This is a genomic window from Nonomuraea guangzhouensis, assembly GCF_019396345.1.
GTDB lineage: Bacteria > Actinomycetota > Actinomycetes > Streptosporangiales > Streptosporangiaceae > Nonomuraea > Nonomuraea guangzhouensis.
In genome coordinates this window covers 1-11,336 of the sequence record NZ_JAHKRM010000079.1, presented here as the reverse complement: position 1 = coordinate 11,336, position 11,336 = coordinate 1, and the positions used below count along the sequence as shown (strand labels likewise).

Genomic DNA, 11,336 nt, shown 5'->3' with positions numbered 1-11,336 from the left:
GGTGCGCGGGGGCCACCTGTACGTGATCCCGTCCGACGCCAAGCCATTGATCGCCAAGGGCCTGCTCGACAGGCGCCTGTTCGATGTCACCCAACTCCTGCAGTGGGGCTACGGCGACGCCACCAGGACGGACATCCCTCTCATCCTCCAGTCGCCGGAGGGGCGCGCCGCGCCGCTGCGGGCCGCTGGGAACGTCCGGCGGCTCGCCGACGTGGGCATGACCACGCTGCGCCTTCCCAAGACGAGCACCGCCCAGACGTGGCGAGAGCTCACGGGACAGGGCGCCCGCAGGCTGGCCGCGGGGACGGCCAAGCTCTGGCTGGACGGCCACCGCTCCTTCAGCCTCGACCGGAGCGTCGAGCAGATCGGCGCCCCGCAAGCGTGGAAACAAGGCTTCACCGGCAAAGGCGTCAAGGTCGCCGTACTCGACTCCGGGTACGATCCCGACCATCCGGATCTGAAGAGCGCGGTCCAGCAGTCACGCAACTTCAGCGAGGAACCCGACATCCGCGACAACCTCGGACATGGCACCCACGTGACGTCGATCGTCGCGGGGGCGGGTGAGAAGTACAAGGGGGTGGCGCCGGACGCGGAGATCGCCGTCGGCAAGCTGGGCAGCAGGGAATACACCGACTCGGCCCTCCTGGCCGCCATGGAGTGGGCCGCTGTCGAGGTCAAAGCCAAAGTGATCAACATGAGCCTCGGCGCACCCGACACCCCCGAGTTGGACCCCGTGGAGCAGGCGGTGAACGTGCTGTCGGAACGGACCGGCGCGCTGTTCGTGGTGGCCGCGGGAAATGACCCCGCCAACCCGGTGAAAAGCCCCGGTTCCGCCGACGCCGCCCTGACAGTCGGCGCCGTGGACCGGCAGGGCCGGATGGCCCACTTCTCCAGCGCGGGGCCACGCGACGGCGACCACGCGATCAAGCCGGACATCACGGCACCCGGCGTCGGCATCGTGGCGGCGCAGGCCGGGGGCACCCATGTCGAGATGAGCGGCACCTCGATGGCCACGCCGCACGTGACCGGGGCCGCCGCCATCCTCGCGCAGCGCCACCCTGACTGGACCGGCCCTCAGTTGAAGGCGGCTCTCATCGGCAGCGCCGCGCCCGCGGCGGACGCGACGCCGTACCAGCAGGGTGCCGGGCTGGTGGACCTGGTGCGTGCGCTGGCCCAGCCCGTGACCGCCGAACCTGCCAACCTGCATGCCCTCTTCCCCTTCGGCGCGGCCAAGCAGGTGGCGACCAGGACCATCACCTACACCAACTCCGGCGACACCCCGGTCACACTCGACCTGATCGCCGAGGGCGACCTGCTCGACCTCTCCGCCGACCGCGTCGAGGTGCCCGCGCACGGACAGGCGCCGGTCATGCTGACGATCGACGCGCGCGGCAAGGCGACCGGCGACTACCCGGGAACCGTCACCGCCAGATCAGGAGAACAGGTGACCCGGACGCTGGCCGGCGCGTACGTCGAGCCGGAGTCCCACGACGTGACGATCACCGCCGTCGGCAAATCCGGCACGCCGATCGACCCAAGGGCCACCATCTACAACCCGGACACCGGCGCCGAACGCGACCTGTTCTTCGACCAGGGCCGCGCCGACATCAGACTGCCCAAGGGGCAGTGGAACCTGCTGACCGACACCTCCGAACTGGAAGGCTCCACGATCGCCCACACCGTCATCACCGTGGGCGATACCGACCAGCAGGTGACACTGGACGCACGCTTGGGGAAGCAGATCCGCTTCGCGATCGACGACCCGGACGCGGCCCAGGACAACGGATTCGACTTCCAGATGGCGTTCGGGAAGTGGGCAGCGTCCTGGGTCTCGTTCAAGAAGTATCCCGACAGGCTGTTCGTCGTCCCGGCCCGCCAATCAGGGCTGAAGTTCATGATCAGGAACATCTGGGTGAACAAGACCGCCTCGTACGTCTATGACCTCGCCCAGCGCCACATCGACGAGCTCCCCGACGAACCCGTCTACGCGGCCAAGCGGCGGGAGCTGGCGAAGGTGACGGCGACATACCGGGCCTCCGGCGCAGCGGCCCAGGCCACCCCCATCACGGGGGCGCGCCTTGGCGACGCCGCTGACGAGTTCCTGCAGGCACCGCTGCAGGAGATGGACCTGCCCGGCACGCTGACCCATTACCGGACACCCGGCCTTGTCTGGGACAGCGCGCTTCTGGCCGGGACCGCGACGATCGTGGACGAGGGAAGAACCGCACGGCGCGGATCCGCCCAGGAGCTGTGGAACGCCGCGGTGACGGGCCCTTCGCTCGCTGGGGTCGCCGCACGGCGTACCGGTGACAAGCTGGTGCTCAACGCCGGAGCCCTCTTCGCCGACGGTGTCGCTGGGCGGGCCGGGACGGACTCGGCCGCCACGGGTTCCGTCACCGTCGCCAGGGACGGGCAGGTGCTCGCCAGGGCCGACCTCGCCGATTGCGGGATCGACGATCCCGGCGCGTGCGAATTCCGCGCGAACCTGCCGGCCGAGGCCGCCACGTACACACTCAGCGCGTCCCTGCGCCGACCGTCGTCCTCGACGCTGTCCACGGCCGTGGACGCCGTCTGGACGGTGCGGTCCGCGCGCACAGAGGGAGAACGGCCGTTGCCGCTGATGGCGATGCGGTACGCCCCGGCGGGGCTTGACAAGTTCAACCGTGCCGCCGCCGGCTCGCTGACCCGGCTGCCCATGCGGCTCGAGCGGAGTAGCCCGGTCAAGAGCGTCCGGCTGGAGATGTCCGCTGACGACGGCGCCACCTGGCGCCCTGTTCCCACGGTTCGCGCGGGCTCGGAATGGACGGCCAACGTGCTCAATCCGCGCACGCCAGGACATGTATCGCTGCGCGTGCGGGTCGAGGGAACGTCCGGCGCCCGCCTCACCCAGACCGTCATCCGAGCCTACGCCGTGGGATCGGAATAACCGACCACGAGTCGCCACCGAGGCTACGCCACCGTCCGTAGATGCCGATCGGCATCCTCGATGGGGTCTATCGAATGGTCGTCGGCCTGTCGTCGCACATTCGCCTGGCCGGATGGCTGCCGTTCACTTTCCTCCACTTTTTGCCGCTCACGATGTCCGGGTGGGCGGAGCGAGGCATGCGCTCGCCTCATCAAGGGGAGGTGAATCATGGCTTCAACCGTTAGCGAGAGTGCTCAGCGCGTGCGCAAGCCCTGGTACCGGCAGTTGTACACGTGGGTGTTCGCCGGCATGGCCGCAGGTGTGATCGCCGGCCTTGTGGCACCTGGCTTCGCGACCTCGCTGGAGGTTCTGGGGAAGACTTTCGTCGGGCTGTTGACGATGCTGTTGGGACCGATCGTCTTCTGCATGGTCGTCAGCGGCATCGCAGCCGTGAATCGGCTCCGGCATGTCGGCGCGATCGCGCTGCGTTCGATCGCGTACTTCGAGATCGTGACCACGCTGGCGCTGTTGCTCGGGCTCCTCGCCGTAAACCTGGTGCGCCCGGGTGACGGCCTGGCGGTGGAGCCCGCTCAGCTTCAGCTCACCGACGAGGTGAGCGAGCGGGTTGACGCAGCGTCGGAGATGTCGTGGACCGACTACGTGCTGCAAATCTTCCCGAAGAACATCGTGGCGAGCTTCGCCGAAGGCGCGATTCTTCAGATTCTGTTCTTCGCCGTTCTGTTCGGCGTCGCCCTGGCCGTCCTCGGCGACCGGGCTCGGCCCGTGGCCCGGGCAGTCGATCGGATCGGCGAGGTCATGTTCACGATCGTGCGACTCGTCACGTATGCCGCCCCCGTCGGCGTATTCGGCGCGATGGCCTACACCGTGGGCCACTTCGGGATGACGACCATCGGCGCGCTGCTGAAGCTGATCGGCACCTTCTACGGCACATCGATCGTGTTCGTGGTCGTCGTCCTCGGCGGCATCCTGCTGCTGGTACGCCTGAACCCGCTTCACACGCTTCGGTACTTCAAAGAGGAGACTCTGCTGACACTGGGCGCGTCCTCCTCGGAAGTCGCGATTCCCGGTATCGTCGCCAAACTCACTCGCCTCGGCGTCGACAAGGGCACAGCAGGCATCACCGTCAGCGCGGGCTATTCGTTCAACCTCGACGGCACCTGCATCTATCTCACGCTGACCAGCATGTTCATCGCACAGGCGTTGGGGATCGACCTCGATCTCGGCCAGCAGCTTCTGCTCCTCGCGGTGATGTTGCTGTCGTCGAAGGGAACCGCGGGCGTGACCGGAGGCGGTTTCGTGATGCTGTCCACAACGGTGTCGGCGACGTCCGTCATCCCGGTCTCGGGGGTCATGCTCGTCTTCGGGATCGACCGATTCATGTCCGAGTGTCGCGCCGTCGTGAACTCGCTCGGCAACGCGGTGGCAGGTCTGGTGATCGCGCGCTGGCAAGGCGAGATCTCGTCGTCAGCCGCCAACGCCATCATGTCCGGGAAGTCCACGCCTCCCGCCCCACTCTCGGCCGCCGACCCTCTGGAAGCCGAGCCGGAGAAGGTCAGTGGCCGATGACCGGCAAACTCAGTCTTCAACGGGTTCAGGCATTCGTGGCGATCTCCGATCACCGCGGTATCTCGGCGGCCGCGAGAGCGCTCGGTGTCGCGCAGTCGACTGTCTCGTCTCACCTTCAACAGCTCGAAGGCGAGGTCGGTGCGGTGCTCGTCGACCGTTCCGCGCCCTCGCTGAGGCTCACCGAGGCCGGTGAGAAGCTCCTTGAGTACGGCCGTAGTCTGCTCGCCCTCGCGGATGAGACGCTGGATCAGGTCGCGCGCGTACGACGAGCGCCGGTCGCCGGTGTCCTGGCCATCGGAGGCACGACCACCGCGACGGAGCGCCTGCTTCCACGGCTCTTGCGTTCTTTCCTGGACCGCTATCCGGACGTCGAGCTGGAACTCCACGTCGCGAACTCCTCGCTCATCACCCAGAAGGTGCTCTCCGGCGAACTGCCTCTCGCGCTCGTCGCCGCTCAGAGCGAGCAGCCCTCTCTCAATGCGACAGCAGCGGGATGCGAGGAGCAAGTGGTCATCGTGGCCGGCGATCATCCACTCGCCGGGCAACAGGTGGAGCCGCGCCTGTTGCGCGGCACCCGCATGTTGCTTCGAGAAGAGGGGTCCACCACGCGCCAGTACCAAGTTGACATGGCGCAGAGGTGGGGAATCCCACGCACCCAGGCCAGCACGATCGCCAGCACAAGCGCGATCGTCGCCGCAGTGGCCCAAGGGCTCGGCCTGGCCTGCCTACCCAGGGCCGTCGCCGAGGAGGCCCTGCTACTCGGCCGCGTCGCCGAGGTCCATCTCGACCCAGCGCCTCCCGCACGTCCGATCCAACTGATCAGGCTGGCGGCACGACCACTGGCGCTGGTCGAAGAGCTCTTCATCGAAAGCGTCCGCGAAGAAAGGACATCGTGACCACCATTACCGTGAACGATCGCTCGTACACCGTCGCAGATCACCCTGTCGTCGTCATCACCGTCGACGGTGGTGACCCGCGATACTTCCGAGACGGGCTGAACCGCGGCATCATGCCTCGTCTCCAGCAGATGCTCGACGACGGCGGTGTCTTCTCCGTCGGAGCATCAGAGATGCCGAGCTTGACCAACCCGAACAACATCTCCATCGTCACCGGCGTCCCGCCTGCCATCCACGGCATCCCCGGAAACTACTGCCGGCTGCCCGATGGTTCACTGGAACTGCTCAACGATCCTCGATTTCTTCGCGCGCCGAGCATCCACGCGGAGTTCGCCGCCCACGGGATCCCGACGCTGACCGTCACGACAAAGGACAAGCTCCGGCTCCTGCTCGGAAACGGCGGCGTGCCGAGCGTCAGCGTCGAACGTGCGGCAGGTGCCGCACTGCCCGACTACGGGATCGACGACATCGAGGAGCTCGTGGGGACAGCTGCTCCTGACGTCTACGACCCCTCCGCCAGTCACTATGCGATGCGCATCGGTCTGGCTGTGCTTCGAAGGGTTCCCGAGCTGCGCCTCATCTACGTTTCCCTCACGGACCGGGTCCAGCATGCGGCAGCACCTGGGGACGAACTCGCCGACCGGTTCTTCACCGAGTTCGACGCCTTGCTCGGCGCGTACCTGGACGCCGGGTGCACCGTGGGGATCACCGCCGATCATGGAATGAACGCCAAGCACCACGACATCGGTGCCGCTCGTGTGCACTATCTCGGCGACATCCTCACCGAAGCAGGCGTCCCGTTCGAGGAAATCGTGCTACCCATCACCGACCCCTATCCCAAGCATCACGGAGGGCTCGGGGGCTTCGCCTGGCTGTATCTGGCCCCCGAGCATCGCGGGGCCGCTGTGCGTGCTCTCGCGGTACTGCCCGGTATCGAAGAGATCTGGGAGCGTGAAGACGCGGCGACGATCTATGAGCTTCCGGCAGACCGCATCGGCGACATCGGTTGCTCGGCCGCGGCCGACACCGCGCTCGGCCGCCATGCGGTCGATCACGATCTCTCTCAGCTACATGGAGGTCTCCGATCCCACGGCAGCAGGCACGAGCAACTCGTTCCGCTGATCCTCAGCCGCCCCGTTAGGGGGCCGCTGGCGAAGCGGCTACACGCCGGTGTACTGAGGAGTCGAGACATCCACGATCTGACGCTCAACAACACTGTGTAGATCGCGAGACGGCGCCCTTCCTCAATACTGCGATCACGCTGCCGGACAACGTGCCCGACAAGCAAGGGCGAGCAAGCCGGTGTGTGGAGTTGCACCTATTCGGTGAGTGAGTACGCCGGAGTCGGGGCGAGGCGTTGCGGTCATCGAAACCACTTCCTCGACCAGCGGCGCCCCACCCAGCAGCCCCAAAACGAGCCCATCACCCACCGCCACTCCGCAGTCGCCAGCCGGGACCTTCGACAGCACACCACCCGCAGGCCAGACCAGGCCCCCACCCCGTCGCAGCGGCTCGCTCACCGTCGGCTTCGCCATGCCCAACGGCCGGATCTCGCTCCCCCACCAGCGGCCCGACGCCACCCGGGCCTTCCCAGACACCCACTCCGCGGCCCCCAAACCAGGACGACACGATTCGGAAACCCCTGAAACGACAAGATCCCGCCTGATCGCGATGATCAGACGGGATCCCGTCAACCTCAGTCCAGCCGTCTCAAGAACGGCCCTGGGTGGGGTGTTCACGAAGACATCTGACCTGCGAGGCATCGGTGACATTAGAGACCGTTTCCCGCCTACCGGCCAGAAGGGAGGGCCGGCGGTGGGGCGTCGGGGAATGGTTCCCGAAGCACGCGGTGGAGCCGCGTAGCGGAGTTCAACCGTGCCAGTTGCAGCCGTTCGAGGAGACGGGTCGTTGGCCTGGTCATGGATGCGGGGCGGTCCACGAGGTGAGCGGTAGCGGACCGCGGTCGATGACCGTGCGAATGCAGATCGTGCTGCGTGCGTCGCGGACCGGACCAATGACGAGGACCTGGTCGGTGAGTACTTTCTCGAAGGTTCGCAGGTCGGGTACGGCGAGTTCGACGAGGAAGTCAGCATCGCCGGAGACGACATAGCAGGCGACGACGTGCTCGATCTTCTTGAGCGCCTCTTCGACCACCTGCGAGGTGGTCCGGGAGTGCTCAACCTTGAGCGACAGGAACACCGTCAGTCCGAGACCGAGCCGCTCGCGGTCAAGCTCAGCTCGGTATCCGGTCAAGACCCCGTCCTCCTCCAGAGCCTTGGTGCGGCGCAGGCATGAGGAGGGTGACAGGTGTACGGCATCGGCAAGGTCGACATTGGCGGTGCGTCCGTGACGTTGAAGGTGATCGAGGATCGATCGGTCGACGCGGTCATACAGTGGACGTGGCATGATATTCAGCATATCGGCCAGTTGGTCGAACATTGTTGCGCACTGAAGGCATGAGCGGGCCGTTTTCGCCATCCTGTGCCGCTTGAGCCGGTGCATTCTGGCGGCACGCCGGAATCGCCGTCCCTCAGTTATTGGATTGCCTTATGCGTGACTTTCCGCTGGAACCCGACCGTGCCGCCATGACGGAGATGGGTCGGCTCGTCCTCGACCGTGTCGTCGACCGCATCGAGCACCTCGCGGACCGGCCGGCGACCAGCCTCCTGACACCCGAGGCCGAAGCCGAGCTGGTGAGCTCCTTTTTGGCGTCTCCGCCCGCCCGGGGCGGCGACCTGAACACTCTGCTCGCCCGTCTGGATGAGGCCGCCGACTGCGCTCTGGAAACAGCCGGACCCGGCCACCTCGCGTACATCCCGGGCAGCGGGCTGTACTCGGCCGCGCTCGCGGAGTTCTACAACCGAGCTGTCAACCGCTACGGCGGTGTGACCTCGGTGGCACCGGTGTTCGCCGCGCTGGAGCAGGGCGTGATCCGCTGGATGGCCCGCGCCGTGTGCGGGTTCGCCGAGGGTAGCGGCGGGCTGCTGACCAGCGGCGGATCGATGGCCACGTTCACCGCGACGGTCGCCGCCCGCCACCACAAGCTCGGCGAGGACCTCGCCGGCGGCACCGTGTACACCACCGCGTTCGCCCACCACTCCGTGGCCAAGGCCGCCCGACTCGCCGGCATCCGGACCGCCCACATCCGCACCGTCCCGCACACCCCGGACCTGCGCATGGATCCCACGGCCGCGGCGGAAATGATCCGCGCCGACCGGGCCGCCGGGCTACGACCGTTCCTGCTGGTGGCCACCGCCGGCACCACCGACACCGGCACCGTCGATCCCCTACCCCGGTTGGCCGCTTTGGCCCGACGCGAGGATTTGTGGCTGCACATCGACGCCGCTTACGGCGGCTTCTTCCGCCTCACCGCACGCGGCGAACAACGCCTCGCCGGCCTTCACGACGCCGACTCCATCACCCTGGACCCGCACAAAACCCTATTCCTGCCGTTCGGTACCGGAGCCCTGGTCGTCCGCGACATCGCCGCCCTGCACGCCGCTCACAGCGCCACCGGCAGCTACCTTCAGGACTCGGACACAGCGGGCATCGTCCCCGACGCAGGACACCTCGGACCCGAACTGACCCGTGAGATCCGCGGTCTGCGTGCCTGGCTGCCGTTGCACCTGCACGGGGTGGACGCCTTCCGCGAGACGCTGGACGAGAAGCTCGACCTGGCCGAACAGGTTCACGACGTGCTGCGGGGAGTCGAAGAACTCGACGTGCCGCAACCACCTGACCTGTCCACCGTGATCTTCCGCCACCGTCCGGCCGACGACAGCCCGGCCGCCGCCGAAGCGGCCGACGCAGCCAGCCGCCGGCTACTGGAACGGATCAACGGCCACCGCCGCATCGTGCTCTCCAGCACCATCATCGACGGCCGCTACACCCTACGCGTGTGCGTGGTCTCCCACCGTACCCACCAAGATCGCATCGACGAAGCGCTCAAGATCATAATCGCCGAGGCACGCGCCGATACCGCCGTAAACGCCTGACCAGGCATGGCCGATGAGCGCGGCCTGGTGGCCGCGCCCGCGTCGGAGCAGGCCACCACCCATCCCATAAGCCGCAATTCAGATCACCCTGTCGCAGCACCCAGCCCGGCGTCGGCTTCGCCATGCCCAGCGACGCGAACTTCGGCCTCCACCAGCGCCGTGACACCAATCAGACGGGATCCCGTCAACCTCAGTCCAGCCGTTTCAAGAACGGCCCCTGGTCCATCCTGGGAGGAAGGAGGTGCTTAGAAGATCGCTTCCCGAGTTCGCTCTGATCGTTTCCCGGATGGGGCGACGGTCAGCCGCTTGGCGCGCATGGCCGCGACCCCGAGGGCGGCCATTGCCGCGAGACAGAGCCAGGCGAACACGTCGCCGACCCGCGCATATACCGTCGGACTACCGGCGACAGGCACATGCGCGGTCATCGTCTGCTGCGTGGTCGTGAAGTAGTCCGCCGAGGTGAGCGTTCGGCCCTGGGGATCGAAGACAGCGGCCAGGCCGTTGCTCGCCTGACGAACCAGCGAGTACCCGTTCTCCACCGCCCGGATGCCTGCCTTCTCTGTATGCGCGGTGCCGAAGCCGTACCAGTCGTTCGACGGCACCAACATCAGATCCACATCCCCGGCCTGCCTCATCAGCGCGGGGAAGTCGGCGTCGAAACAGATGACGTTGGCCAGGCGGCCGAACGGCGTGTCCGCGGTCGGCACCCTGCCGTCGCCGGGGTTGAACGGATCCAGGCCCGGCACCGGGCGAGCCTTCTGATACGTCCATCGGGCCTTCCCCTTCGGATCGACGAGGACAGTCTCGTTGCGCATGTACGGCGGCGCGGCCGTGATCACGATCAATCCCGCGTTCACATAGCTGCCTGTCCTGGCGGCGATCGCGGCGATCTCGTCGATCAGCCGCTGCCTGTCGGCCTCGCGTGCCGCACCACCCGCCTCCGGCCAGACCACGATCTTGGCTCCGGCTTTGGCCTCCCGTTCGGTGGCGGCCAGCAGGGAGTCGTTAACAGGAGCGAATACCCGCCGAACCAGGTCGGGGTCGGCGCCGGCAAGCTGTTCTGGCGAGGGGTAACCGTTCAAGGCCCTGTTGGACGTCTCCAGGACCGAACGCGCAGGGCTGACCCCAGCCACCCGTACGGTTTCACCAGCGGGCGCCGCGAATGCCAACCGCAGGCTTCCTCCGGCAAGCACCAGCGCGAGCACGGCTCCGAAGGGTGCCACCCGCCGCCAAGCGAAGCCGTCCTGCCAGAGGTGATTGCAGACGGCGGCGAACCATGCGATGAGGAAGCTGACCCCGTAGCCACCGGTCACCGAGACGACCTGCAGCAACGGGAGGTTGTCGTGCTGGGTGGCGGCCAGCGAACTCAGGATGTTGCCGACCGGGCTGAGGCTCGCGAGCGCGTACTCCACGCCGACCACCCCCGCGGGGAAGACCAGCGTGGCCCAAGCACCGGGCAAGCGCGCCGCGATCAGACGGTCCAGAACGTACGGCACCACGCCCGCCAGCGCCATGACCAGAGACAGCGCCAAGACTGGGCTGAATACTGGCAGCCCGCTCTCGTAGAGCCAGAATGTGGTGGCCACCATGGCGGCGAGTGCGATGCCTCCCATTGCCGGTAGAGGCCGGCTTATGCGGGAGAACCGTAATAACAGGATCAGATAGCCCCATGCCGCCCCGGCCACCTCCCATCGACCGTGCGCGGCCACGGCTGAGAGCGCGGTTCCGGCAGCGAGCATTGCCCATCGAGTCTGACGATTCATGCGGCAAATTTAGGCAGCGCGGACCTCACCATCCCATCTCGCACGCCCCCGAACCGGAGTACGGAGGTCACGTCCACGGACGTGGTGTATGAATCGATCTTCGCGTGATCCTGTTTCTGCAGGTTAAGCGGTAAGTGTCTGTGGGAGTGGGTTCGGGGTCGGTGTGTCGCCGACGATGAGCCGGAGGCGG

General features: G+C 67.0%; 8 protein-coding genes. 6 read left to right on the top strand and 2 right to left on the bottom strand.

The window, feature by feature from the left end; genetic code table 11:
- From KME78_RS62985 to KME78_RS62965, 5 genes are all read left to right on the top strand, one after another.
- A partial coding sequence (locus KME78_RS62985) for a S8 family serine peptidase (RefSeq protein WP_219539834.1) occupies positions 1-2,926 on the top strand: 2,926 nt, incomplete at its 5' end.
- Between the two features lie 41 nt (positions 2,927-2,967).
- Positions 2,968-3,150: a hypothetical protein gene (locus tag KME78_RS62980; protein ID WP_219539833.1), complete on the top strand. Its 183-nt coding sequence runs from the start codon at positions 2,968-2,970 to the stop codon at positions 3,148-3,150.
- 16 nt (positions 3,151-3,166) lie between these two features.
- Positions 3,167-4,492, top strand: coding sequence for a cation:dicarboxylate symporter family transporter (locus tag KME78_RS62975; protein ID WP_219539832.1), 1,326 nt, complete (start codon positions 3,167-3,169; stop codon positions 4,490-4,492).
- The gene (locus KME78_RS62970; RefSeq protein ID WP_219539831.1) at positions 4,489-5,388 is read left to right on the top strand and encodes a LysR family transcriptional regulator; all 900 of its coding nucleotides are present in this window, start codon (positions 4,489-4,491) and stop codon (positions 5,386-5,388) included. The genes KME78_RS62975 and KME78_RS62970 overlap by 4 nt, the downstream gene beginning before the upstream one ends.
- Positions 5,385-6,611: an alkaline phosphatase family protein gene (locus KME78_RS62965; RefSeq protein ID WP_219539830.1), complete on the top strand. Its 1,227-nt coding sequence runs from the start codon at positions 5,385-5,387 to the stop codon at positions 6,609-6,611. Before KME78_RS62970 ends, KME78_RS62965 begins: the two co-directional genes overlap by 4 nt.
- Positions 6,612-7,305: 694 nt before the next feature.
- Here the strand turns inward: KME78_RS62965 and KME78_RS62960 are convergent.
- A complete protein-coding gene (locus KME78_RS62960) occupies positions 7,306-7,827 on the bottom strand; it encodes an Lrp/AsnC family transcriptional regulator (protein WP_219539829.1) in 522 nt (173 codons plus the stop codon).
- A gap of 146 nt (positions 7,828-7,973) precedes the next feature.
- Between KME78_RS62960 and KME78_RS62955 the strand changes: the two genes are divergently transcribed.
- Positions 7,974-9,383 (top strand): pyridoxal phosphate-dependent decarboxylase family protein, encoded by a 1,410-nt coding sequence (locus tag KME78_RS62955; RefSeq protein ID WP_219539828.1) that lies wholly within the window; start codon positions 7,974-7,976, stop codon positions 9,381-9,383.
- Between the two features lie 245 nt (positions 9,384-9,628).
- On the opposite strand, the gene KME78_RS62950 is transcribed toward KME78_RS62955, so the two are convergent.
- The gene (locus KME78_RS62950; RefSeq protein ID WP_219539827.1) at positions 9,629-11,146 is read right to left on the bottom strand and encodes an apolipoprotein N-acyltransferase; all 1,518 of its coding nucleotides are present in this window, start codon (positions 11,144-11,146) and stop codon (positions 9,629-9,631) included.
- Between the last annotated feature and the right edge of the window lie 190 nt (positions 11,147-11,336).

Coding starts and splice junctions, on each gene's coding strand:
- KME78_RS62980 (WP_219539833.1), top strand. CDS start 2,968: ATGCCGATCGGCATCCTCGATGGGGTCTATCGAATGGTCGTCGGCCTG.
- KME78_RS62970 (WP_219539831.1), top strand. CDS start 4,489: ATGACCGGCAAACTCAGTCTTCAACGGGTTCAGGCATTCGTGGCGATC.
- KME78_RS62960 (WP_219539829.1), bottom strand. CDS start 7,827: ATGTTCGACCAACTGGCCGATATGCTGAATATCATGCCACGTCCACTG.
- KME78_RS62955 (WP_219539828.1), top strand. CDS start 7,974: ATGACGGAGATGGGTCGGCTCGTCCTCGACCGTGTCGTCGACCGCATC.
- KME78_RS62950 (WP_219539827.1), bottom strand. CDS start 11,146: ATGAATCGTCAGACTCGATGGGCAATGCTCGCTGCCGGAACCGCGCTC.